The organism is Rosistilla ulvae (assembly GCF_007741475.1).
GTDB classification, from domain to species: Bacteria; Planctomycetota; Planctomycetia; order Pirellulales; family Pirellulaceae; genus Rosistilla; species Rosistilla ulvae.
Genome location: NZ_CP036261.1, coordinates 7,309,581 through 7,335,300 on the forward strand (window position 1 = coordinate 7,309,581; position 25,720 = coordinate 7,335,300).

Annotated in this window: 19 protein-coding genes; 2 read left to right on the forward strand and 17 right to left on the reverse strand. The window is 58.9% G+C overall.

The genetic code is table 11. The annotated features are described in order from the left end of the window. Positions 1 to 75: 75 nt before the first annotated feature. The 15 genes from EC9_RS25765 to EC9_RS25835 all read right to left on the reverse strand — a co-directional run bounded on the left by EC9_RS25765 (position 76) and on the right by EC9_RS25835 (position 21,071). Complete coding sequence (locus EC9_RS25765) at positions 76 to 852, reverse strand: hypothetical protein (RefSeq protein ID WP_145348844.1); 777 nt, start codon at positions 850 to 852, stop codon at positions 76 to 78. A gap of 129 nt (positions 853 to 981) precedes the next feature. Continuing rightward, positions 982 to 1,503, reverse strand: a complete 522-nt coding sequence (locus EC9_RS25770; protein ID WP_246105880.1) for a hypothetical protein — start codon at positions 1,501 to 1,503, stop codon at positions 982 to 984. 169 nt (positions 1,504 to 1,672) lie between these two features. Beyond that, complete coding sequence (locus tag EC9_RS25775) at positions 1,673 to 4,900, reverse strand: efflux RND transporter permease subunit (RefSeq protein ID WP_145348845.1); 3,228 nt, start codon at positions 4,898 to 4,900, stop codon at positions 1,673 to 1,675. Between the two features lie 12 nt (positions 4,901 to 4,912). Beyond that, positions 4,913 to 6,436 carry an efflux RND transporter periplasmic adaptor subunit gene (locus tag EC9_RS25780; RefSeq protein WP_145348846.1) on the reverse strand — a complete coding sequence of 508 codons (1,524 nt, stop codon included), beginning with the start codon at positions 6,434 to 6,436 and terminating at the stop codon, positions 4,913 to 4,915. A gap of 305 nt (positions 6,437 to 6,741) precedes the next feature. Next, on the reverse strand, positions 6,742 to 7,170 hold the full coding sequence (locus EC9_RS25785) for a hypothetical protein (RefSeq protein WP_145348847.1): 429 nt from the start codon (positions 7,168 to 7,170) through the stop codon (positions 6,742 to 6,744). 178 nt (positions 7,171 to 7,348) lie between these two features. Continuing rightward, the gene (locus tag EC9_RS25790; RefSeq protein ID WP_145348848.1) at positions 7,349 to 8,719 is read right to left on the reverse strand and encodes an NAD(P)/FAD-dependent oxidoreductase; all 1,371 of its coding nucleotides are present in this window, start codon (positions 8,717 to 8,719) and stop codon (positions 7,349 to 7,351) included. 78 nt (positions 8,720 to 8,797) lie between these two features. After that, positions 8,798 to 10,144 (reverse strand): sodium:proton antiporter NhaD, encoded by a 1,347-nt coding sequence (gene nhaD / locus EC9_RS25795; RefSeq protein ID WP_145348849.1) that lies wholly within the window; start codon positions 10,142 to 10,144, stop codon positions 8,798 to 8,800. Positions 10,145 to 10,632: 488 nt separating this feature from the next. Next, the gene (locus EC9_RS25800) at positions 10,633 to 11,916 is read right to left on the reverse strand and encodes a glucose-6-phosphate isomerase (protein ID WP_145348850.1); all 1,284 of its coding nucleotides are present in this window, start codon (positions 11,914 to 11,916) and stop codon (positions 10,633 to 10,635) included. 60 nt (positions 11,917 to 11,976) lie between these two features. Next, positions 11,977 to 13,593 carry a 2,3-bisphosphoglycerate-independent phosphoglycerate mutase gene (gene gpmI, locus EC9_RS25805; RefSeq protein WP_145348851.1) on the reverse strand — a complete coding sequence of 539 codons (1,617 nt, stop codon included), beginning with the start codon at positions 13,591 to 13,593 and terminating at the stop codon, positions 11,977 to 11,979. Positions 13,594 to 13,778: 185 nt separating this feature from the next. After that, positions 13,779 to 14,735, reverse strand: a complete 957-nt coding sequence (locus EC9_RS25810) for an HTTM domain-containing protein (RefSeq protein WP_145348852.1) — start codon at positions 14,733 to 14,735, stop codon at positions 13,779 to 13,781. Next, complete coding sequence (locus EC9_RS25815) at positions 14,732 to 15,376, reverse strand: hypothetical protein (RefSeq protein WP_145348853.1); 645 nt, start codon at positions 15,374 to 15,376, stop codon at positions 14,732 to 14,734. The genes EC9_RS25810 and EC9_RS25815 overlap by 4 nt, the downstream gene beginning before the upstream one ends. A 93-nt stretch (positions 15,377 to 15,469) precedes the next feature. Then, entirely contained in the window at positions 15,470 to 16,684 is a 1,215-nt protein-coding gene (locus EC9_RS25820) for a TIGR03000 domain-containing protein (RefSeq protein WP_246105881.1), read from the reverse strand. 541 nt (positions 16,685 to 17,225) lie between these two features. Continuing rightward, positions 17,226 to 18,425, reverse strand: coding sequence for a protein-L-isoaspartate(D-aspartate) O-methyltransferase (locus EC9_RS25825; RefSeq protein ID WP_145348854.1), 1,200 nt, complete (start codon positions 18,423 to 18,425; stop codon positions 17,226 to 17,228). Between the two features lie 218 nt (positions 18,426 to 18,643). Then, complete coding sequence (locus EC9_RS25830; RefSeq protein WP_246105882.1) at positions 18,644 to 20,224, reverse strand: Ppx/GppA phosphatase family protein; 1,581 nt, start codon at positions 20,222 to 20,224, stop codon at positions 18,644 to 18,646. A 79-nt stretch (positions 20,225 to 20,303) separates the two neighbouring features. Continuing rightward, entirely contained in the window at positions 20,304 to 21,071 is a 768-nt protein-coding gene (locus EC9_RS25835) for an HAD family hydrolase (RefSeq protein WP_218934455.1), read from the reverse strand. A gap of 102 nt (positions 21,072 to 21,173) precedes the next feature. Between EC9_RS25835 and EC9_RS25840 the strand changes: the two genes are divergently transcribed. Then, positions 21,174 to 21,956 carry a M50 family metallopeptidase gene (locus tag EC9_RS25840; RefSeq protein ID WP_145348856.1) on the forward strand — a complete coding sequence of 261 codons (783 nt, stop codon included), beginning with the start codon at positions 21,174 to 21,176 and terminating at the stop codon, positions 21,954 to 21,956. 60 nt (positions 21,957 to 22,016) lie between these two features. Here the strand turns inward: EC9_RS25840 and EC9_RS25845 are convergent, their stop codons facing one another. Together EC9_RS25845 and EC9_RS25850 are read right to left on the reverse strand one after the other, a co-directional pair. Beyond that, positions 22,017 to 23,246 carry a protein kinase domain-containing protein gene (locus tag EC9_RS25845; protein ID WP_145348857.1) on the reverse strand — a complete coding sequence of 410 codons (1,230 nt, stop codon included), beginning with the start codon at positions 23,244 to 23,246 and terminating at the stop codon, positions 22,017 to 22,019. Between the two features lie 4 nt (positions 23,247 to 23,250). Then, positions 23,251 to 24,741, reverse strand: a complete 1,491-nt coding sequence (locus EC9_RS25850) for a serine/threonine-protein kinase (RefSeq protein ID WP_145348858.1) — start codon at positions 24,739 to 24,741, stop codon at positions 23,251 to 23,253. A gap of 489 nt (positions 24,742 to 25,230) precedes the next feature. Between EC9_RS25850 and EC9_RS25855 the strand changes: the two genes are divergently transcribed. Beyond that, positions 25,231 to 25,695 (forward strand): PilZ domain-containing protein, encoded by a 465-nt coding sequence (locus tag EC9_RS25855; protein WP_218934456.1) that lies wholly within the window; start codon positions 25,231 to 25,233, stop codon positions 25,693 to 25,695. Positions 25,696 to 25,720 lie beyond the last annotated feature (25 nt).

Consider the following 25,720-nt stretch of genomic DNA (forward strand, 5'->3'; position numbering starts at 1 on the left):
CTCGCGCCCGCCAAACGCAAACGGTTTGGCGAATCATCGGGCGAAGAGGCCACGGCGCGTCGAGGCGCGGGCTTGCTAGCGGCGAGCGGGTTGGGAAGCGCCAGCCGATTTGTGATGCTTGCAATTTTCGTCGTCGCAGCATTTGCCAGCCGCAGCCAGTTTTTCAGCTAGCGTGCTGTGGGTGACGCTGCCATTGAAGATCCCGATCATCACGCCCGGAGGTGCCATGAAGGCGACGACCGATGTCGGTTGGTCTGTGCGAACCTTCAATTGATTCAGAAACTTCGCTTCGCCCGGATCGTTGGCTTCCACGGTGACGACGGTCGAGCGATCTTGATAAAGCGAGTCGGCCATGAATTGGCGAACTCCCATCGGGATTGCAGCACCGGCGGCGGGCTGAGCACACAGCAGGACGATCTTCTTGTCCTGCAACGCCTTGAGGCACTTTGCTTGTCCGGGCGAGACGATCGCCGAGGTCAATTGGTGCCCGGTGACGCGTTGTGGGAAGACGCTGCAGACGGCGCCATTGGGAGCCAATACAGCGACGGCAGGCATCGGCAAACGCGTGGCATCAAATCGTTTAACGAGATCGCGTTCGGCGACGTCGGTGATTTGCACCGGCAGGATCGCGGCATCGCGCCGTTCGGCGAAGGTCGATTGCAACACGCCATGCATGCTCTGCGTCGCGGCATCGTTGTTGCGATAGAACAGGATGTAGGCGAACTGTTGATTATTGGCGACGGTGTCGAGCATCTGCTCGACAGGGCTGGCACCACGAGCGGTCGAACTCTGGGCAATGCAAGTGGCGATCAGAGTCAACGTCAGTGCGAACTTGGTGACATTCCGTGTCATGGTTAGCATCCTTCATTAGCTGCCGAGGTGTCGATCCGACCAGAATCCGCTCGGCAATCGGATTCTGGTCAAAATAGTGTGCTGAGAATCGACGCTAGCGATTCCCAAGTGGCTAAGGCTCTTTAACTTCTAGTGATCGTGATCGTGGTGGCCCTCTCCATCGTGGTCGTGATGGATCGTCCCGCGATACGATTTGCCATTGATGCTCAACACCAATCGCGGCTCGGCTCCCTCTTCATCCAGGTGTGCCGCTAGTTCCTTATCGGTCGAAACGAACCGCGAGGATTGGCCTTCTGGATCGTTCTCGTCGGGGGATGCTGCTAGCGGAAACTGCTCGGGCGTCCCATCATGCGTGGCGTTGATCGTGATCTCCGTCGCCGCGATTGGAACCTGCGCCTTGGCTGCCGAATCGAGCACGTAGATCGTGACCGTCCCTGCAGCGTCGTCGTGAACCAGTTCGGCGTGATATTCCTCGTTCCCCAGTTCGATCAATGAACCGTGATGCGGACCCTCGGTGGGATGAGCATGAGCGGCCTCTCCTTGATGTGCGTCGGCCGCGCCGGAATCGGCGGTTGGTGCGGGTTTGCAGCCGGTCAGGCTGATGGCAAGACATGCGAAGCCGATGGCGAACGTGGTCGTCAGTTTCTTCATAGTGTGCTCCAGTGAATACGCTATTTTTCAGTTGGGGGTGAGAGCAAAACGCAACAGGATTTGCTAGCCAATAGGTTGCTAGCGATTGGTTCAACCAATGCGTTGCTCGTATTGAGCGACCGCATCGGCAAGGGGTGAAAATTCGTAGCGGAAATAAACAGGTGTTGAGTTAGGTGGCCACCGGTGCCGTGAGCGGTGGAGGGTTCGTTGGTGATTCGTGGTCCAGGTCATCCGACTCTTCTGTCAGCTCCAATTCGTTGCCCGATTCCTCGACGACGCGGCGGGCTTCATCGATTCCGAACAGCCAAAACAGAGCGGGGTGAACAAAAAAGTCGAGCATGGTCGAACTGATCAATCCGCCCAGGATGACAGTCGCCACCGGGTAGAGGATCTCTTTACCCGGTTCGCCCGCCGCCAGGACCAACGGAACCAGTCCGATCCCCGAAGTGAGCGCGGTCATCAAGACGGGAGCCAAGCGTTCTAAGCCGGCGCGGACGATCATCTCCTGAGTCCAGTCTTCGCCTTCGTGGCGGACCAGGTGCAGGTAGTGGTTGAGCAGCAGGATTCCGTTTCGCGACGCGATTCCAGCTAGCGAAATGAAGCCGACCATCGCGGCAACGGTCAACGTCTGGCCGGTCACCACCAACGCGATCACCGACCCGATGAACGCCATCGGCAGAGCGGCCATCACTTGCAACGAAAGGTTGACGCTGCGGAACATCGTGAACAGGACCAAGAAGACGCCGACCAAAGTGACGGCGAACAGAGCCCCGATCACGCGCGATGCCGATTGCTGGCTTTCGAACTGGCCGCTGTACTGGACGAAATAGCCCGGCGGCAGCGAGGCGACGACCGGCGCGACCCGTTCCTGAATGTCTTGCACGACATCGACGACGCCGCGGTCGGCAACGTTGCATTGCAGCACGATCCGTCGGCGGACGTTCTCGCGATTGATCGTGTTGGGGCCGCCCGATTCGTAGATCTTCGCGACAGCTTCCAACGGAAGCATGCCGCCATCTTTCAGGTTGATCGTCAAGCGTCGCAATGACCGCAGATTTTCGCGGTAGTCTTCGTCCAGGCGGATCAGCAAATCGAAGGTCCGCTGGCCGATCAGGACTTCGGAAACGACCTGTCCATTCATCGCGGTCTCGATAAATTCGTTCACCTCCGCGGGCGTCAGACCATGGACCAGCAGTTTGTCGCGGTCCAGTTCGATCCGCAATTGTGGGATCGTCACCTGCGGTTCGACCATCAGGTCTTTGACTCCTGCAACCGCCCCGATCGCCGACTGCATCTCCTCCGCCTTGCGACGCAGCGTGTCGAGATCGTCGCCATAGATTTTGATACCGATCTGAGCTTTGACGCCCGAGAGCATGTGCGAAATCAGGTGGGCGATCGGTTGTTCGACAGCAGTCACGATGCCGGGGATATCGGCCATCGCTTCGCGGATCTCTTCCAGTTGCGACTCGCGCGGCCGAGGCGATTCGGGATCCAGTTCCAGGATGAACTCGCTCATGTTCACCCCCTCGGCATGTTCGTCCAGTTCGGCTCGACCGGTCCGGCGAATGAACTGCTGAACATCGTCGACCTGCTGCAGTCGCTGTTCGACGCGTTGGGCGATCTGATTCGATGTCTCCAACGAAGTCCCCGGCGGAAGCACGACGTTTAACTGAACCGCTCCTTCGTTAAACGGCGGCAGAAAATCGCGTTCCAACGAAAAGGCAAACAGCCCCGCCAACGCGACCAAGAGGGCGGTGACTGTCAGGTTCAATCGCGGCAGTCGCAGGCTGAACCGAATCACGCGGTCGCCGATCCATTTGATCCCCCGCAGCAGCAAGCCGTCCCGCTGGTGATCGACCAGCTTTTGTTTGCCCAACAACCAATACGACAACACGGGCGTGACGGTCAACGAGACCAGCAGCGAAGACAAAATCGACACGATGTAGGCGATGCCCAGTGGCGCGAACAGCCGACCTTCCATGCCAGTCAGTGCAAACAATGGAATGAAGACCAGGATCACGATCATCGTGCCGAAGACGATCGAGTTGCGGATCTCGATGCTGGCGCGGAACACGACCAACAGCGGCGGCTTCGGATTCGCGAGGGCTCGGTTTTCTTTTAGCCGCCGGAAGATGTTTTCGACGTCGACGATCGCGTCGTCGACAAGTTCGCCGATCGCCACCGCCAGTCCGCCCAGGGTCATCGTGTTGATCGAGATCCCGAAGAACGAAAAGACGATCGCCGTCATCACCAGCGACAACGGGATTGCGGTCAGCGTGATGAAGGTCGTGCGGACGTTCATCAAGAACAAAAACAGGATGATCACGACCAGGAAGCCGCCGTCGCGAAGCGCTTCGACAACGTTGGCGATCGCCCGATCGATAAACGACTTCTGCGTGTACAGCGGTTCGATCCGCAGTCCCTCGGGAAGCGAAGGACGCAGATCGTCGATCGCCGCCAGCACGTCCTCGGTCACGCGGCGGGTGTCGGCTCCAGGCTGCTTGTTGATCGTGAGAATGACGGCAGGGCCGCCGGAAAACTTCCCTTCGTCATCGCGGAGATAGGCGGCGCTGTCGCCGCGGCGCACCTGCGGCCCGGCGACGACGGTAGCGATCTGGCCCAACGCGATCGGTCGGCCCTCGCGCATCGTAACGACAACTTTTTGAAGGTCCTCGATCGACTGCACTCGCCCCAACGCACGGACCAGCAATTCGTTGGGCCCCTGTTCATCCAGATAGCCGCCGGTCGCGTTTTCGTTGCTGTTCTGGACCGCTTGTTTCACTTCGTGTAGCGCCACGCCAAATCGCAGCATCGCATCGGGATCGACCAGGACTTGGAACTGCTTGCGGCCGCCTCCCATCGTGAAAACTTGCGAGACGCCGGGGATCGTCAGCAACCGTTGCCGCACGACCCAATCGCCCAACGTACGCAGCTCCAACGGCGGCGTGCTGTCATCTTCGCTCCACATCCCCAGCATCAGGATCTGGCCCATGATCGATGAGATTGGTGCCAGCGTTGGCTTGACGCCTTCCGGCATCCGCTCTTGGACAAGTTGCAGCCGTTCGTTGACGATCTGGCGGTCGTTGTAGATGTCGGTGCCCCAGTCGAATTCGACATAGATCACCGAGATCCCGACGCCCGACGCGCTGCGAACCGCTTGCACGCCGTTGGCACCGTTCATCGTCGTTTCGATCGGAAACGTGATAAGCGTCTCGACCTCTTCGGGGGCCAGCCCCGGTGCTTCGGTCATGATCACGACTCGCGGTCGGTTCAGATCCGGAAACACATCGATCTGCGAATGCATCGCCTGCCAGGCTCCATAACCGACAAGAAACAATGCAGCGGCGATCACCAGCAACCGCTGGTGGAGCGCGAATCGGATGATTGCGTTTAACATGTGCGATGCCCTTTAGTGGTTGTGGCCTGCATGCGGATCAACTCCGCCGCCAGCTTTGTTCTTCAGGGCCATTTGCATCTGATGTGCACCACGCATCGCAACCACGTCGCCGGGAAACAGCGAGCCATCGTTGGCGATGACCGCCGAATATTGATCGCGGTATTTGACGTGGACGGGGATCCGATCGAAGTGGTTTCCGTTCTGTTGGAAGACGAAAAACTCAGCTCCCTCGCGGGCAACGGCTTCAACCGGCAAGACGATCTGTTGGGGCCACTCTTCGACCGGCACCCGCAACTGCAGTCGTTGGCCGGGAAGGTATCGCCACTCGATATAACGGTTGCCGTCGCCGCGTTGATCCTTCGTCACTTGATTGGTCAACCGGACGTAGAAGTTCAACGTTCGCGAATCGGGATCGACGCGATTGTCCAAATAGACGATCCGCAGTCCGGCGACGATCTGCTTTTTGTCATTGGGTTGGTCGAAGACGGCGTCGACAGTCCAATCGTTCTGCGACGCGCGACGCAGTTGATCGATATCCTGTTCGAAGGCCAGCCCCTCGATAAACAATTCGTCGTATTCGGCCAGGATGCACAGCGTCTCGCCCGCATTGACCGACTGGCCCTTGTGAACCGCCAGGTCTTGCAGGATCAAAGGTCCAGCCACCGCCGGAAGATCGTTGGCCGGTTGCGCGACCTGGCGATTGCGAGTGTACGCTGCGGATTGGATTGGATTCATCGACAGCTTCAATTCGTCTTCGGAATGGTTGTCGACCGAGGGAGCATAGATCTGCAGTTCGCGCAACAAGCGACGTTCTTCTGCAATCTGTTCGACTTGTTTATCCGACAGACCGTGCAGTCGCAGCGATTCGCGTTGGGCGCTGAGCGCGGCTTCCAATTTGTCCTTCGCGTACTCCCGTTCCAACAACACCTTGCCAGCCACAGCGCCGCTGCGGGTGACGTCTTGCAGCCGAGCGATCTCGCGCTGTTCGACATCCCATTCGCCAAGCGTTCGGACAAATTCGGTCTGGGCTTGGACGAGGTCTTCGTGGGTCAAGCGGATCTGAAACAGCAGAGCTCCCGGCTCGATCGCTTCGCCTTGAACCGCGTGGACATGGGAGACCACGCCAGTCATCGGCGTGGCGACTTGGACGCGCGATCGCCCGGGGCGTTCAACGATCACGGCCGGAACGGTGATCGATTTGCGATAGGTCTCCAACCGCACCGGCTGGATCGTTTCATCCGACAGACCGATGTTGCGGATCGCTTGCGCCGAGAGTTCCAAAGAGGAGGCTTCGTCGTGACCGGCGTGCGCATGTCCCGAGTGATCGTGCCCGGCGTGCGGATCGGCTGCGGCTTCACCTCCATGATCCGATTCGGAACCGCCCGACCGGAAAACCGCAACGGTTCGACCGACCCAGGACTGTGTCGCGGGAAACCATCGCTGCCAAGTAAAACCTGCGACCAGCACAGCCAGCAACAGGCCGCCGAGCCAGGCCCATTGGGCGAGTTTTTTTGATTGGGGAATACGGAACTTCATCGCAATGATTCCAACGGAACATCCAGCCAGAGAGTTTTCCACTTGCCCAGGGATCGACTCGCCGCAACCGCCGCATGATTCGCTACGGTTCGTCGAAGTAACAGTCCAAGGATTAGTAGAGAGACAACGCGCAGGCGTGTCGATCGATCAACAGGATGTGAGAAGGCGAACCGAAGCGTTTTGCATGCGCAAGCGAGACCGAACATCAACCTCAGGGCGAGGCCATTGGCGAGTTCGATAGCAGCAGACAAAGCACGAGCGGAAGACAATCCCATCGATCTGTTGAAGATCGACGGATGGCCGCTCTACAGTCGCCAAACCTGCGTCAGAGTGCGCAGCGGCTGGTTGCCGAAGAAGAGATCGGGTGGATCATTGCTACCGTAGCGGCTGGTCAGCGACGCTTGAGCCGAATGGGCGGCGGCGTAGTCGATCGCGGGAACCCAAGTGGTTACCGAGAACAACAGGCTGACATCCAGATTGCGAACGACCGAGATCAGACTGCAATCGATTTCATCGCAAGGGGCATGCGGAGCGTCTTGGCCCTGTTGATCGGTTTCGCCATCGCCGCATGGATTGCCAGCATCGTGGTGATGCCCGTGGCAATGATCGATCGATTGGGAAACCGTCGCAACCTCCTGCGACGCGCAAGCATGTTCGTGATGCACACAACACCCCAAAAGTGCGTGAAGCACAATTGCGACCGTGGTCGATAGGGTGAGGATGTTTTGAATCATGTCCAAAGTCATCTGGAGTGGAATCGGCGCTGAATTTGGAGCGCCGTGCTACGTTAATTTGTATCGGTTACCTATCGTTTGGTCTACATTACTTCTCGTTAAAAGAAGAAGTAACCCAAAGGACAAATTAAACGCTGTCACCACGAATTGCCAGCATTTTGCAGGCACTGGTAGCGGATCAACCTTTCCCAGAATCGGCGGACAGGTTGCCAGCAGGGACTGTCAGCGAGTCCTCATCCGCAAATTCCGTCGGCTTGGGTTGTCGCACGATCACCACGTGCTCCTCGCCGGTGATCAGTCGCGCACTTCGGTTGAACGTGGCGTAATTCCACGCCCACTGAAACAGAATCAGCACGCGATTCTGGAACTGCACGATCAACAACAAGTGGACGAACAGCCACAACAACCACGCAAAGAACCCGCAAAACTGGCGTTTGCCGATCTGCACCACCGCCGCGGCGCGACCGATCGTCGCCATCGTCCCTTTGTTTTTGTAGTGAAATGGTTCCGGCTGGCCTTTCCCTGCGACACGTGCCGCGATCGCGTCGGCGACATAACCGCCCTGCTGCATCGCCACGGCGGCGAGCCCCGGCAACGGCTTGCCCTCCTCATCGAGACACGTGGCGATGTCGCCGATGGCAAAGATGTTTTCGTGCCCCACCACATTCAGAAATTCATCGACGGGGATGTGCCCCGCGCGATCGGTCTCCAAGCCACAACCGGCAGCCAGTCGCTTGCCCAACGGGTTCGCTTGCACCCCTGCTCCCCACAGAACAGTCCTCGTCGGAACGATGGTTTCACAGCCCTCGGAGCTCATGCGGACATGATCGGCGGTGATCTCGGTGACTCGGGTGTGGGTATGCACTTCGATATTGAACTGACGGATTTTGTCGGCAGCCCGCTGACTCAACGCCTCATCGTAATGACTCAACACATGCGGAGCGCCTTCGACGATCATGATCCGCGCGTCCTGGGGACGGATATTGCGGAAGTCGCGGGCGAGCGTGTGCTCGGCGATCTCCGAAAGCGTTCCCGCCAACTCGACGCCGGTCGGTCCACCACCCACAACAACGAAGGTCATCAAGGCTTTGCGGGCTTCCGGATCCGTCTCCCGCTCCGCCGCTTCAAACGCTAGATAGATGCGGCGGCGAATTTCGGTCGCATCGCCGATCGTTTTCAACCCCGGCGCGAACTCGGCCCACTGGTCGTTCCCGAAGTAGCTGTGCGTCGCTCCGGCGGCCACCACCAGCGTGTCGTAGGTGAGTTCGCCGTCGGCCAACACCAAACGCTTGTTGGCGACATCAAAATCGGTCACCTCCGCCAGCAGCACCTGGCAATTCGCTTGCTTCCGCAGAATCGCACGCAGCGGAGTGGCGATGTTTGCTGGCGACAAACCGCCGGTTGCGACTTGGTACAACAGCGGTTGAAACAGATGGTAATTGTGGCGGTCGACAAGCGTCACGCGAGCGTTTGTCTTGCGGAGCTGCTTGGCGGCTTGTAATCCGCCAAAACCGCCGCCGACGATGACGACATGAGGTTGGGTGTTCATCGTTAAAACTGCTTGGTCGATGGTTCAACAACGGCAACGCCGAAGACGTTGATTATCCGAAACACAATCGCCAATAGGTTAGCTGATAAACGTTTGCATCGCGACAACCACGGCCGCGCCGGCTAGGTAACCGATCACTGCCCAAGGGGCGATCCGTTTCAGGTACCACATGAAATCGACGTGCTCGATTCCCATCGCCGCCACACCCGCAGCCGATCCGATGATCAAACAACTGCCGCCGGTTCCCGCACAATAAGCTAGCAACATCCAAAACGGATGATTCATCGGCAGGTCGTACATCTCAATTCCCGCCGCGACCAACGGAACGTTGTCGACAACCGAAGAGACCAGCCCGATGACAACCGCCACCACGTCGCGATTAGGTAGCACCGAATCGAGCCAAGTCGCGGCCGACGCGAGCGTACCGGTGGCTCCCAAAGCACCAACGGCCAACAAAATCCCGAGAAAGAAGAGGATGCTCGACATGTCGACTCGCCGCAGCGCAGGGAGCACCCCGGTACTCGAACGCGTCTGTTCATCCAACGTGTGCCCGACTAATTCCGAGACAACCCACAGCACCGACAGACTCAACATCATGCCCATGTAAGGGGGCAGATGCGTGATCGTTTTAAAGATCGGAACGCCGATCAGCCCCAGCACTCCCAGGATCAGAAACAACCATTGGTGCCAGGGGCGAATGTCTTTGGCGACGTGCGATTCGTCGACCTCCGGCGGCTGAAACTTGCCTGGCATCGAACGGGCAAATCCGATCAGCGGAACGATCAAGCAGACAAGCGATCCGACAAACAGTTCGCGCATCACTTCGACGGTCCCCACCTTGTGCTTGATCCACAACATCGTCGTCGTCACGTCGCCGATCACCGTCCAAGCACCGCCTGCGTTGGCGGCGATCACAACCAAGCCGACGAACCGTAACCGGTCCTCCCGGTCGCCGATCAGTTTCCGCAACAGCGAGACCATCACGATCGTGGTCGTCAGATTGTCGAGGATCGCCGAGAGGACAAACGTCAGCAGACCAACCGTCCACAGCAGCGTCCGCTTGTTGCGGGTCCGGATGCGATCGGTGATCAACGCAAACCCTTCGTGCGAATCGACAAGCTCGACGATCGTCATCGCTCCCATCAGAAAGAAGAGGATGCTGGCGATCTCGCCGGTCTGGATCAGGTGCTGGGCATCGATCGCATAATGCAGCCGCACATTCTCCACCTGTTCGGCGATCGCTTCCTGGCGAAACCAATCGGGAATCGCATCGCGAGGCAACAAGTCGTTGACCTCAACCGTATAGATCGACCAACAAGCGACACCGATGAACAGAGCGCTAGCTGCCTTGTTGATCTTCAATTTGTGTTCAAACGCGATCGCTAGATAGCCGGCGACAAAGATGCAGAGGATCAGAGTGAGCATAGATGGTGAAGCAGGTTCGTTGAGCAATGGTGAATGGGGACCGACAATCCAAATTCAGCACGTCGGTTGGTCACTGGACTGTAGGCACTTGGACTCACGCCCTTTCCCATCGAATACCAAACCGTTCGCAGGCAGTACCGCGACGCCCGCGAAACAACTGGCGGGTGAGCCTGCGGAATCGCGACGGAAATGCGGCCCCTAGAAAACGCGTCGGTGGGAGGGGATTGTGGAACAAAAATTCCTAGCATCGGGGAAACGAAGCGGAGCTTCCAAAAGGAGACCGTCGTAAAAGGGAATGCCGCCGTCCACATAGGCACGATCCGTGCCAAACGCCACGCGATCGGTCCAATGGCATTAAAAGGAGAGAATTCCCGCTGTCGACCGCTGAACGACTGGGGACTATCTGCTCGCCACGACCAACAAATGCTCGCGGCCGATCTGCCAATGCCCTTGGGCTCGCCTGGAAGAGGAGTCACCGACCAACGAGTCTACACGTCGCGGGGCAACCGGGATTCAACGGTTGTGGCGAGCATCAGCATCTGGAACAGCTGTCCGAGCGAGTGCGTGTCGATCTCGGGCATCCGCAGCTGAGTCGTCGGGCATCCGGCGGCATGCAGTGCGGCGTCGATATCGGCGATCGCTTCGGTCATCAAGTCGGGCAGTTTGCGGTCGGATAACGCGTTCAGCCCGTCGTGGTCGCCATCGCTCAGGCCGACCTGCCACGGGTCGGCGCGATGCTGTTGGACGATCAAATGATTGACGACTTTGCCCTGCAGGTTCGCTGGATCCAGGTGGTGCCCGTCGCGAGGGCTGACTGTTGTCAGCGGTAGCGTCTGGTTGCCCGAACCGGCGAACAGTTGGTCGTGCCAGAGGCCAAACGTTTCGAGCGCCGAGCCCCAGACATTCATCACGCGTCGATCGATCCCGCGATGCGTTTGCAGCAGATGATGGATGGCGACGTACTGCAGCACGAGGTTGGTTTCGGGAGGGGCGGTCTTGAAGTGTTCGTCCATCGCCGCGGCTCCTTCGAGCAGCTGGACGCAGTCCAACCCAAGCATCGCGGCGGGCAAGACACCGGCCGCGGAGAGGACGTTGAACCGTTCATCGATCGCCGCGGGGATCGGGAAGATCTCCTTGCAACCGATCGCCTGGGCTAGGTCGCGCAGCTTGCTCGGTTGGTCGGTCACGGGAAGGAGCAATTCGGGCAGCCACTGTGCCACGTCGTCGGCGAGCGATTCCTGCAGCGCCGGCAGGAACTGACGCAGCGCTAACGCTCGCTCTCGCGTTTCCCCCGCCGGATCGATCACGACCATCGCCCAACGTCGAACGACTGGATCGATCGCTGTCAGATCGCGGCCCAGCCGATGCAGCAGAGCACTCGACGCATCGTTGTCGAGATCGTTGCCGGTGAAATACATTCGCGGCTTGCTGCCACGGCCGCCGCGAGACAATTCGTTGTGGTAGGGATCGCAGCAGGCGTCGCGGAGCGCTTGGGTGCCGCGATAGGTGCCGCCGCCAGCGAGGACGACGACCGCATCGACTTCATCGTGCAAGCGATTGGCGACGCGGAAGATCTGTCCCAGCGGGCTGTCGTCGCGAAGCTCGGTGTAGCCGTCCAGTAGTTCGCGCGGCAGCGAGGCGAACGGCGGCGCGACGTCGACGATCTGCTGTCGCAAGTCGAGCAACTTGGGGGCCAGGTCCGCAATTTGAGCTTCGGTCACGCCATAATCGGCGTCGACCGCACCCGAAAAATCAAATTGAATCAGACCCACAAAATGCCTTTGCAAGAGATGTCATGAACCGCGGCGGGATCGTCCGCGGGGAGGCCCCGATCAATCGATGGCGATCAACGATTCGCCGGTCATCTCTTCCGGCTTTTCCAAGCCCAGCAGGGCCAGAGCGGTCGGTGCGATATCGGCCAATCGGCCGCCGCTGCGCAGTTGCTTGCCGTCCAGGCCTGGTTCGACGACGATCAACGGCACATCGTAAGTGGTGTGCGCGGTGTGCGGTCCGCCGGTTTCCGGATTGATCATCTGTTCGCAATTGCCGTGGTCGGCGGTCACGATCAGCGAACCGCCCGCGGCCAATGTCGCTTCGACGATCTTGCCGACACATTCATCGACAACTTCGACCGCCTTGATCGCTGCGTTCAGGTTGCCGGTGTGGCCAACCATGTCGCCGTTGGCGTAGTTCATGATGATCAGATCGGTCTTGCCCGCTGCGAGCTCTTGCAGCACGCGGTCGGTGATCCCGGCGGCCGACATCTCCGGCTTCTGATCGTAGGTCGACACGTCGCGCGGCGACTGCAACATCCCACGCTCTTCGTTTTCGAAAGGATCGTCGCGGTAGTCGTTGAAGAAGAAGGTGACGTGAGGATACTTTTCGGTCTCCGCACAACGGAACTGCTTCAGGCCCAAGGTGCTGATGTACTGGCCCAGGATGTTTGGCATCTTCGCTGGTTTTTCGAAGATCACGTGGACGGGCAGGCCGGTTTCGTAGCCGGTCATCGTGGCGAAGTAGAGGTTGTCGATCTTTTCGCCGCGATCGAATCCGCCACCGTCGATGTTCGCCCACTCGGTGTCGGAGTAGGTGAATGCTTTAGTTAGTTCGCGCGTTCGGTCGCCGCGGTAGTTCAAGAAGATCACCGCGTCGCCCGCTTTGACAAGCTGCTTCGGATCGACGGTGTCGGCGTCCGATACGGTGACCGGAGTGATGAATTCGTCGCCGGTACGATTCGATTCGGTTGGGTTGTCGTAATAGCTTTGGATCGCTTCGCTAGCTGTCGCTGCGATCTGATCGGCGCCGCGAGTCATCATGTCGTAGGCGAGCTTGACGCGGTCCCAACGCAAGTCGCGGTCCATCGCGTAATAACGGCCGATCACGCTGCCGACTTTCCCGATGCCCTCGGAGGTCAGGTTCTCTTGCAGCTTTGCCACGTAGCCCAGGCCGCCAGTCGGCGCGGTGTCGCGGCCGTCGGTGATCGCATGGACGATGTAGCGGTCGCCCGCCAAGCCGCTTCGCTTAACCAATTCGGTGACGGCAAACGCGTGTTCCAGGTCGCTGTGCACGCGTCCGTCGGACATCAATCCGACCAGGTGCAGCGAGCCGCCGGAAGCTTTGACGTGCGCGATCGCTTCTTGCAGCACGGGGTTCTCGAAGAACTCACCCTTGCGAATCGAACGGGTGATCCGCATCACTTCTTGATCGACGATCCGGCCGGCACCGATGTTCTGGTGGCCGACTTCGCTGTTCCCCATCACGCCGGCTGGCAGACCAACATCTTCGCCCGATGTCTTGATCAGCGTGTTGGGATAGCTTTGCATCAAAGCGTCGGAGACTGGAGTCTTGCCCATGAGGACCGCATTGGATTGATCCCATTTCGAAAAGGGATTTTGTCCCCAACCATCACGAACGATCACAACAACAGGTTTTCGGCGAACTTCAGTCACAGGTGACTCTCCAAATAATAAGTCAGGCAAACTCTGACAAACGACGGGCGTGGTCGCGAGATCGGACCAGCGGCCGGCAGCCAGCGAGAGGATCCATCGTACCGAAAACGTCTTTTTTTCGATACCGGCCCGGCGCCAGCGGTTGCTCGCAAATCGAGCCGCTGGCGACGTTAACGCCGCAAAAATCAGGCTTTTGGTTGCCGTCGACAGAGCGTCTGCAAGATCGCTGGCGGGATGAAGATTGCGTTAGCGATGATCATCGTCACGCCAAAGGTGATCATGCCCAGGAACAGAGCGATTCCGCCGTGGACCATCACCGCCGTCAACAGCACCCAGGGGCGAGTCAGCCGCGGCCAAACCAACGCACAGTAGAAGGTTTCCCAAAGGACGGTGGCGTGCGAAAGAGCGGCGAACAGGATCGGATAGTGGACGATCCAAGTCATGTCCATCGATTGGTATTCGTAATTGGAAACCGCGAACCAGGTCGCCGTTCCATCCCACCACATCTCGCCGCGCATCTTGCTGACACCGCCAAACAGATAGATCACACACAGATGCAGTTGCAACAGCCGGGTGCCGATGTTGGCAGCGATCGAAGGGGATGCCGATGGCAACCACCAACGCGACGGTCGACCCGCGGCTTCACGGCGACGATGTAGCCAAGCGTCGACCGACCAGACCGATCCGCACGGCGTCAGCATCAGATACATCGTGATCATCGTCGTCATTTGGTCCAAGCCAAACAACGCGCCGGTCAGACGATGCATGTACATCAACTGAAGAAACCACGCCGCCGGAGCGGTCAGCCGCGTGAAGATCCCGCAGGTGAAACAGATCGTCACGGCGATCGTGACTAGGTGATGTGTCCACAGGATCGCTGGGCTATCGACGTACCAAAGATAGGACCAGGCGTAATCGTTTTCGTGCAGCTGGCGAACCGTGTCGGTCGTGACCCAGGCATCGGTGCCAACAAACGCAAGCAGTTGAGACGCCAGCACAAGGTGCGTGTACAGCAGCATCAACCCGATCGCGATCCGGATCGCGGCCAAGGTATGCGGGGCGGTGGGAGTGAACCAGAACCGATCCCACAGCGTGGTGAGTTCGGTGAAATAGCTGGCGATCCAGCGACGCGGTTTGTTCATGGTGCGATCCCATCGAAAGCCGGCAGGCCATCGGGCAGCGTCAGATACAGCCGCTCGTTTTGCAAATCGATCCGTTCCTCGACGAACTCGGGGATGCCGGGCATGCGATGCTCGACGCGATCGATCTGCACCGCGCTACCGCCATGGACGTGTTGCAGATGATTGGCAAAACCGTCGCGGATCATTTCATATCGATCGCGGCCGGACCGCCAATCGCGAAAGATCACGCTGTCGCGCGGCACGTCGGGCGGCAGCGACCGCGGTTCGTGCATGTTGTGCAAAAACTCGGTCAACATGAAGTGGCGGTGATACAGCAAACGAGGCCACTGGTTGTTGCGATCGGGAAACGTCTCGGTTTGCGGCTGGCCATCGGCATCGATCCAGCTGGCCGCAACGAGATGGCTGGGGCCGGGATCGGGAGCGAAAAACGCGTAGCCGTGACTTAAATAAAGGAAGTCGACGTAGCGACCGACCGGGGCGCGAAAGGCCGACGCAGCGGGTGAGGGACCGCCGGGACCACGCGTTGAAAAGCGGATCGGTTCGGCAACGACCGCCCACAGATGGACGACGACGGCGATGCTGATCGCTATCTTCAACCAACGCGGCGGCGCGAAAGGGGGCGAGAGTGTGTCGTCGTTCATGCGTCAGAAGATAACCGCCCGCAGCGCACGAAAAAACCCGCGTTGGAAATTTCCAACGCGGGCTTCTGGGTCGTGTCAGTGCGAACACATCGCCTAACGCATTGCAACGGTTTCGTCAGCGAAATCGAAGGTCAGTTCTGGCGTGCTGCCAGCCGACAACGAAATCGTCTTCTCTTCGGTCAACGTCCGTCCGTCGCGTTGGATCGCAACGGTGACGGTGTAGTCGTTCCAAACTTGACCAGCTTGCAATTGCTTGGTGCGGAAGGTACGCGTGGTGCCATCGGCATCGGTTGCGTTGCCAGCCAAAGTCACCTTGGCGTCAGCAGGCACGTTGACGGTCAAAACAGTTTCGACAACATCCGATTCGGTTGCTGGAGCGGCAACGTAAGCTGGCGCTTCAACCGCAGGTGCCGAATAGACCAACGAACGGGTTTCGCCACCGTGCAGGCGGACGACCTTCGATTCGCTGACCAATTGGCCGTTGACGGTGTGTTCGATTCGCACGTCGTACGAATAGGCATAACCAGGGGTCAGTCCACGCGAGACGAATTGGCGATGTGCGCCAGTGCTGCGGGTCTTGGTGCCGTTGACGAAAACGTCTGCATCGGCGGGAACTTCCATCGTCAACAACGCTTCGCTGGAAGATGTGGTCGATTGCGTTTGGTGATACGAAGCACCTTCGACAGGTGTTTCGATGATCGATTCGCCCTGCGACGATTCGATTACCGGTTCGCTGTAGATCGGTGCCGATTCGTACATTGGAACCGAATACGATTCGACAGGTGCCGAGTAGTAGTTGGCGCTATACGATCCGCTGCTTCCGCCGCTGCTGGCGCTATATCCGCTCGATCCGCCGCTGCTGCCATAGCTGCTGTAGGCGCGATACGAACCGTAGCTGCCGCCGCTGCTAGCATAGCTGCTGGTGCTATACCCGCTCGATCCGCCACTGCTGGCGTATCCGCTGTAATAACCGCTCGATCCGCCGCTGCTGGCGCGAGCTGCACGCCAAGCTTGGTGCCGGGCTTTGATTCGCTTCAGGATACCGAAGTGTCCCGAGCTGCCGCCGTAGGATCCGGAGCTGCCATAGCTAGCGCCCGAACTGCCGTAGCTGCTGTAAGAGGCCGAGTAACGGCCATAGCTGCCGCTGCTCGCACCCGAGCTGCCGTACGATCCGTAGCTGCCCGATGAGCCAGAGCTGCCCGATGATCCGTAACTACCAAAGGAGCCCCAGCCCGCGTGTGCGGCTCCCCCCATCAATGTCATCGCCACGGCGGCTGCTGCCACTGGCATAAAGTGAATTCGTCGCATGAGTTAGAACCTCCCGATTCTTTCCGACCTATCCCAAAATCTACATTAAGCGTGTTCGCGTTTTCGCGCCCAGAATACCCAGTTAGGATAATCTTCCCCAGCGGTGATTCAAGCTCGCTAGCTTCAATAATTTCAATCAAACCTTCGATTTAGGCTCAAGCGACGCAAATACAACGACTGCAAGGGCTCGCTTGGTTGCAACCAGACACTTCGGTTTCCGATGCAACGCAAAACAGGATGGTGCACAAACGGGCAGATCTCCGGTTCCGTTCCACCAGCAATTGATGGACACAGACGAGGCATCCCAACGGCCGTTCCACCTGCCCCAAACGCGCTGTTAACAAAGAAGCGACCAACCGACCGACGACAGGACCGCTGCGGCAATCAAGTGTTTGTTCTTAGGCGAATTAGCCGGCACGCGCCAACACCCGCGTCCCCTGGAAAACCGGACTCTAACGCGCGCCGGCTGATACCTCAAATTGAAACACTGCTTAGCCCAGAGGAGGCTGTGACGAAAGCTCGCCAGAAGAGGCAATGTCCACTATTTTTCGGGGGTCAGCGAGATCTCATCGAACTCGGCGACTCCGGTCGCACCAAACAGCCCGATTCGGACGATCGCTTCGCGAGTTGTCGGGGGGACGCGGAACGACCGCTGATGTTCGGTCCAATCTTGGGTCCCATTAAACGGGCCGATCCAAAACGTCCCCAGTTCACGACGTTTTTCGTCGTAAAAGCTGACTGCCAGAACGGGCAACCGGTCGGGGCGTCCACCGCTGTCAACGTCCTGTGCTCGGACCTTGCCGGCCAATCGGACGCGAGCGATCGCTCGCCCATCCAACGCCAAGCCTTGCAGCAGGTGGGAATCACGACCGAGCGTTTCATTCTCAAAACGGACAAAGCTGCCCGCGCTCGTCGGATCGGGGACCAAAACAAATTGCCGACCGTAATACCAACCTGGCACCTGCTCGGGGTCGTCCGAAACGGCATCAAAGCTGCCGTTGACCACCTCTGGGTTCTCCGGATCGGGCTGCTTCAATCGGCCGTCTTCGGCCGTGCCGGTCATCGGTACAAACAGAGTGGGCCGCAGCGAATGGCGGACGATCTTGCCATCCTTCTTTTCCATCAGATACAGCGTTTGTTGATACCGTTCACCAACGGGGATCACCATCCGGCCCCCTTCTTTTAATTGATCCACCAGCGGTTGCGGGACCGATTCGGGCGAACAGGTGACGATGATCTTGTCGAACGGAGCCGCTTCGGGCCAACCTAAAAAACCATCGCCCACCTTTGCTGAAACGTTCTTATATCCGAGCCGCTTGAGCGTCGCAGCCGCCTTAATTCCCAGGGGCTCCACGATTTCAATCGTATAGACATGTTTGACCAACGGGCTCAAAACCGCGGCTTGATATCCGCTGCCGGTACCGATCTCCAACACGACGTCATCCGGTTTGCATTGCAGCACCTCGGTCATATGAGCGACGATAAACGGGCTGCTGATCGTCTGCGCATCGCCGATCGGCAGCGCCATGTCGTAATAGGCCTGATCCCACAGTCTACGAGGGATAAATTGATGGCGAGGGGTCGTTTCGATCGATTGCAAGACTCCCGGATCGGTCACACCCGCCGCCGCAACACGCTCTTTTACCAGCTTTTTGCGGGCCTCCTCATAAGGATCCTGAGCGTCGGCGGTCGTTGCCAAATTGGCGACAATCGACAGCAATAGACAACGGCAGAGAGACATGCCGGGCGACTCCGAAGTGAAAAGTGAGACTTAGGATCGATCCACGTCGTCGCGGGATCCGATCGATTCAACAGGCCCGCAGCACCGCGAGGCCCCACTTACAGCCTACCACGTCCCATTGCGGAAGACACAAATTTGATCTTCCCCAGTCGACCTTCACGCCATTCGAAACACCACAATCGTTGCAACAGTGCGCCGGCCGCATCGCTACCATCGCGTTACTGTTCGGCGCGGACCATCACCCGCAAACCAAACACCTCTTCGAAGAGCGTGCTGTTTTGCCGGACCGCCAATTGCTCCAGCGTGACATCTTCGACCCGCGGCACCTCGATCACCAACCGATCGCGCTGCTTGATGCATTTGAATTCCTGCACGCGGCCGGATCGCGAATCGTGCATCGCGATCGCCAACCGCAACAGCGCGGCCATCTTCGCAACCGCCACCCGCTCGCTGCGGCTGAGACTTCCGTAGCCCTCGTGCCCCGGTTGCGGATGCGCGCGGCGATGGTATCGGGCAACCAATGCGACCAACAATACGTCCTGCCGACTGAGCCCAAAGATCTCGCTGTTGCGGATCAAATACATCGCGTGTTTATGGTTGCTGCGGACGTCGACAAACATCCCGATCTCGTGCAGCAGCGCCGCGACGTGCAGCATGACTTCGTATTTGGCATCCAGTTGATGTTCGGCCTTCAATTGTTCGAACAACAGGCTGGCCGACGCCGCCACATGTTTGGCATAGGGTTGATCAAAATCGCACTTCCGCCCCAGAGTCATCGCCGACCGCAGGATTTGATTGCGAAATTCCGCCGTCCAACGCCCCTCGCTGGCCATTTCCAACAGCAGGCCATCGCGGAGGTTGGTGTCCGAAACCAGCACGGTATCCAGCTGGAAGATCCTTGCCAGCATCAGGTTGCTCAACAGCGCCGGCCCCAGCGTGGTTGCGTCGGAGAAATTGACGTTCAGCTTTTGGACGATCTCGTCCTCGTTGTATTTCAGCACCTCGTTGACCAACGCGTCCAAAGCGTCGACCGAGACACGCGCCAGGGTGCCGCCATCCCAATCGCCCAAGATGTGACTGGCGGCGAAACGCATGTCGCCTCCCAACGCGATCAATTCGATTTTGCCATCCTCGGCAAACACCTGTTCGCGGATCCGCGCGACGGTTTGCCGGATCTGCGTCTCCATGATGCTGCGTCGCCGCATCCCCGGAGCGCCGAGACTTTCCAAGCGTTCGGCCAGTCGCAGCGAACCGAGCCGATGGGTTTCCGAAAACAGGACGTTGCCGCTGCGGACGACAAGCACTTCGGTCGACCCACCGCCAACTTCCACCACGACCGACTTGGCGACCGCCAGCTTGGGATCGCTGTCCAAATGCGGTTGGATGCCCATGTAGGTGATCCGATTCACCTCGGCTTCTTCGATCGATTCCACCTCCAGCCCAGTGGCGACGAAGACACGATCCAGGAAAGCGAGCCGGTTGGCAGCTTCGCGAACCGCGCTGGTGGCGACGACACGGATATCGACGGCCGATGTGATCCCGTATTCCAGCAGCACTTTTTGGTAGGATCGCAGGATCCGCACGCATTCTTCGATCGATGACCTGGTGATCTGTCGCGACTTGAAGACGTCTTCGCCCAACGTGATCTTGCGAGTCAGCGAATCGATCGTGCGGACCAGCCCCAGGTCGCTGATTTCAGCCACCGCCATCCGGATACTGGTGGCACCGATATCGATAACGGCGACGGTTCGCGGCGGCATCAGGCCGGCCGAGGTGGAGCGTTCGGTTGTTTCAGACACAGGAATGACTCAGCCCAAAGTCGTTTGGAAGCGTTTCGTTGCAACAGGAATCCGCTGCGAAGACCAATTGTAGCGGAACTCAAACAAAACATCGGCACCCCATCGCGCGAAGATCTTCGATCAGCGTCGGCGTGTCGATGTAATGAATCGCTCGCCAACCGCACGCTGTCGCCCCTTGCACGTTTTCGATCCGATCGTCGATGAACAAGATCTGGTCGGCGGCGCAGCCGGCGAGTTCGGCAGCGGCGTGATAAATCTTGGGGTCGGGTTTCATACACCCGATCTCATAACTGAGCGCCGCCGGCGTACCGATCAGCCGCAGCAGGCCGTAGTTCTGCCGCATGATCCAATCCCAGTGCGGGCGACAGGTGTTCGACAGAATCCCCATCGGAACACCTTCGCTGACCAAGCGGGAGACGACCGGCAGCATCGATGTGTTCAAACGGAACATCGCGCTCATCGCCTCCAATACATCGGCCGCCGCGGCGCTGTGGCCGACCGAGCTGAACAAGCGGTCGAGAAACTCCGGCTCTTCGATCTGTCCCGATTCCAGCAGATCTTCGATCCCGCTGTCGTACATCGCAGCGCCGATCGTTTGCGAATCGGTCTGCAACAACTGGGCCACCTGGCGACAAGCGATCTCCGGATCAAACGTCACCAGCACTTTACCCAAATCGAAATAGACAAAAGACGATGTCAGCACGTTAACAACTTCAGCGGCAGGATCGATCTCATAATACGGGCCTTCACCGAATCGCAAAGCAGCCCATAACAACGGACGTTCAACATATCGCCGCAACGCAGACAGGCCAAGCCGCAACACCAGCGCTGCCCAACGCGACGGCACCGGTTCACCTCCGTTCGACAAATCGATGCCGCGTCGGTACAAAGAGAGCTTCGTATTAGACGTCGTCCGCCCGCTTCCTACGTATCCCTCCCGACGCATTCCATGGTCATCGGCCACAGCATCAATCGCGTGTTAGACGCACTGAAGTGGCCGATTGGAGCGTTTGCCGTGCTGATGTTCGGCCCGTTGATGTACGCGATGTTGCGATTTGCACTGCGGATCTGGCAACACCCCTGGGGCCTAATCTGGTTCATCGCCGGAATCCTCGCGTACGCCCTCGCCTGGCGTCCCTTCATGCGACGTTGGCTGAAGACCGATTGGATGCTGACGGTCGAACACGAATTGACCCATGCGTTGTTTGCGATTCTGACCGGGCATCGCGTGAAGAGCTTCCAAGTGACCCGCAAAGGGGGCCGCGTTGAAGTCGTGGGCGGTTCGAATTGGTTGATCGCCCTGGCCCCCTACTTTTTCCCGACAGCCCCGTTGGTCCTATTGCTGCTTGCAGTCCTGATGCCGCTGGGGACGCTGTTGCCCTGGACCGGATTGTTCTTGGGATTTGCGATGGCGTATCACGTTCGTTCGACCTGGATCGAAACCCACGGCGCGCAAACCGATTTCGATCAGGCGGGACGATGGTTCTCGGCGATCTTTCTGCCTTCAGCCAATCTGTGCGCGATCGGTTTGATCGCCAGTTTTGCCGTCGGCGGCTGGGACGGCATGCAGCAATTCACCAGCGATGCCAGCGCCGCGATCCATTGGTTGGTGATGCTGGTCCCATCGGCGTTCAGCTGGCCGGTCGAAGATCCGCCACTGCTCACCCCCGCGCCAGCGATCGATGCCGCCGCCCCCGCGTCGGTCGACGGTTCGGTCTCCGCAGCTCCTTGACGCCCGATGGTGTCGCAATGACGCAAAACCTCGCTGCGCGACGTCGATGGCAGGTCGCGATCAATCCATTTCGATGCCGCCGTATCTGCCAACGTGGGCCAACTGGCGAAGCAGTTCGCTGGGGGTCGCGAATCGGTTTTGTGGATCGGTTGCCAACAGCTTCATCACGACGTCGGAGAAGCGTTCATCGAGCCCCAGTTGAAGTTCTTGAGGAACCCGCGGGACGGAGTTACGTATCTTGTCCAACAGATCGCCAACGGTCAGTCCATAAAACGGCGGGACTCCCGTCAGCAGAGCGTACAGCGTCGCGCCAAGTCCATACAGATCCGACCGCCCGTCGACTTTGCCTGGATCCAACAGCAGTTCGGGCGCCATGTAGGGCAGTTGTCCCACGATGTCGCCTGGGCGGGTGATCTGCGCCGAATCGGTCACTTCCAAAGCGCGGGCGAAGACTAAATCGGACAACAGATAGGCCTGGTCGGAGTTGCGGCGCAAGATGTTCGACGGCGTGATATTGCGATGGACCACGTGGTGCAACGACGCCTCCTGCAACGCGCGACCGATATGAACCGCCACGCGCCAAGCGTCCTTCCAGTCCATCATCCCTGCGACACCGATCTGTTGGATCAAGCGATCGACACTGATTCCGTCGATCCACTGCATCGCTGCCCAACAGAAGGGACCGGTGCGGCCCGCTTTCCGCAGTCGCACAATATTGGGATGTTGGATCGGCAACATCGTTCGCATCGCGCGGATGAAGCGGTCCTGTTGCTGTTCGCTGGAGGTCATCTGCGGCTTCAAGACCTTCAACGCCACCTGGCGATTGCGACGTTGATCCCAAGCCCTGAAGACGGCACTGCTGGTTCCCGAGCAGACCAGTTCGTCCAACCGATAGCGGTAGATGACCTCACCGACCAATTCGTGCATCGCCCGCGGCGACCGATCGGGCATTGCGGACGCGTCGGTCGGCCGAATCGTCGAGGCATCCAACGCCGATCCGGCCTCGATCCGCAGCATCGTATCGCCGATGCGAAACGTGTCACCTCGCTGCATCGGGCGCGGTTGGACCAGCGGCACCGCGTCGACGAAAGTCCCCGCGGAGCTGCCGCGATCGGTCAACAGATACTTACCGTTTGCAACCACCAACTCACAGTGAATCCGACTCAATCGTGGATCGCGGATCTTGGTATCGCTGTCGCTACCGCGGCCGATCACCAACGCTTGCGTCTCGGGAATCTCGAACCAGCGACCTTGATCGGGACCTTCGATGATGAACAACTTGTCGCGCATGCTTCTACTGGGGCTGAGGTTTAGAGATATCGAACCGAACCCGTTCGGCGTCGGTGAATCCGTCGGATGTTTCGGCTTCGGCGAGTTCTACAATTTGCAGGCCAGACAGATTGCCGGGATCTTCGCTACTCGAATCGGCGACCGCATCGCGCAACATCGCCAACAGCGATTCGGGAATCGGCAGACGAGCCTCCAACGCGACCCTTGCAGCGTGTACCGCCACGCGCAACGCCTCCTCCGGCTGCTCTTCGGCCAGCGCCCCAGCGATCTGCTGCCAGCGTTCGATGCGGTACCGCAGCACCGCATCGGCGGACGCATCGGTCCGTCGTACGTACGCCACCGCCGCGTTCCGTTCGGAAGCCAACTGACTCTGCAATTGCTCATTCTGCAGTGTGAGGTCCAGCATTTGCTTCCGAGCATCGTAAAACGCCACCGCCAGACAGACGCACAGCGTCGTGATCAGCAGCGCCACCGACCCCGATACACTCGCCAACAGCAACTGCCGCCGGATCAAATGTGACGCCATCCGCAACAGCCCTGGCGGACGCGCCTGGATCGGGTCGCCATCGAGGTATCGCTGCAGGTCGTCGGCCAACGCGGCGGCTGATTGGTAGCGATTGCGAGGTAGTTTTTCGAGACATTTCAGCGTGATCGTTTCCAGGTCGCCGCGCAGCCGGGCATTCAACTGGCTCGGCCGTACCGGTGCTTGGCCAATCACTTGACCAACAACTTCGATCGCCGACGCCGCTTGGAACGGCGGTCTGCCGGTGAGCATCGTGTACAGAACCGCGCCGATCGAATAGACATCGGCGGTCGGGCCGATTGGTTCGCCGGTCGCATGCGCCTGCTCGGGAGGCATGTAGTGCGGCGTGCCGATCATTCCGCCGTTGGAGGTCAATTCCGCGGTATCGGGGGCGATCGATTTGCAGACGCCAAAGTCGGTGATCCGCGGCTGGCCACCGGGTTCCATCAAAATGTTCGCCGGCTTCAGATCGCGATGAATGATTTGGCGAGCGTGCGCAGCCGAAATCGCGCGGGCGACATCGCGGGCGATCGCTGCCGATTGTTGCGGCGACAACGGACCGTTCAACAGCATCGTCGACAAACTGTCGCCGTCGATAAACGCCATCGTGAAATAGGGCTGCCCGCGATAGGCCCCGACATCGAAAACCGGAACGATTCCCGGATGATCCAGCTCCGCCGCAGCGCGCGCTTCGTTGGCGAACCGCATGCGATCTTCGATCCGGGTCCCTTCACCGGGCAACACCATCTTCAAGGCGACGATCCGCTGCAGACTGCGCTGCCGCGCTCGGTAGACGACTCCCATTCCGCCCCGCGCGATCTCGTCGATGATTTCATAATCATCGATGATCGTTCCAGGCTGTGGCGGTGTGGGCATGCGAGTCGGCATTGCCGACGATTTCGGTCCGGCGATCGTTTCGGCATCCAATTCGTCGTCGGCAAACGAGCCAGATCGTGGATTGGTTCGATTCATGGGTGGGTCATCTGCAAGACTTACGATCCAATATGTGGCGTCTTATCGTGGGCTGCGGACGGCACAATCAGTTCATTGGGCGACGATCCCAACCACGTTCCCCGACATCCACACGACGCTAAACGCGAGTGGAACAACAATCCAATCCAACGACATCGCTCTGCCGGCGTGGACGCATCGGCAGAGCGCCCATTTAATCAACTGCCCGCTAGCTTCCGCTGAAGAACCGATAAAGTTCCGATGAGCGTTTCGTGAACATTCGGGTCGACCGGGGGGGGAAGCCCACACGACCGACACATCACAACCCGCAGAACCGACGCAAACCTGCCACAGCCCGGCCAGCGAATTGAAAAAGCTGAACGATTGCCTCGATAGCTCGCAAAACCATGCCCTAGTTTTACACAACAACATCACAGGCGGATCGAATCTAGTTGAGATAAACACATGTTCGGAATGGGGAAACGCAACCAAATCGACGTGCGATGTGCGATGACAAGACTCATCAATCAAACGCTCGACTATTCCACAATGATTGCAACCGAGGAGGAACAACCACAGAACCGTTCCGAATCGCGACTACGTCGCACGCTGCCAGTCATCGTGATTCCCTGCGATCCAGCCAAAGACGACGAATCTCCCGACATTCAATTCGGGTTCACCATCGATGTCTCCTGTTATGGGCTGTCGGTGCTATTGCCGCAGACCGTCCACCTGGAAGAAGCGGTGCTGTTGATCGGAGATCCCACCCATCGCAAAGTCATGCGGGGAACCTGCCGCTACCGAAAGCCGCTGGGAATGGGAACCTGCCAATACGGAATCCAGTTGGACGAGGTATTGAAAGATCACGATTACGCGCCATTGCTGGAATATGTCGCAGCCTTGGAATCCAAGTCGGAACAACTGCTCAAACACAGCACCAACTTCGTTTCCCCCGACGCCTGCGCGACGGGATAACGACCGCGACACGACATCACCTGGC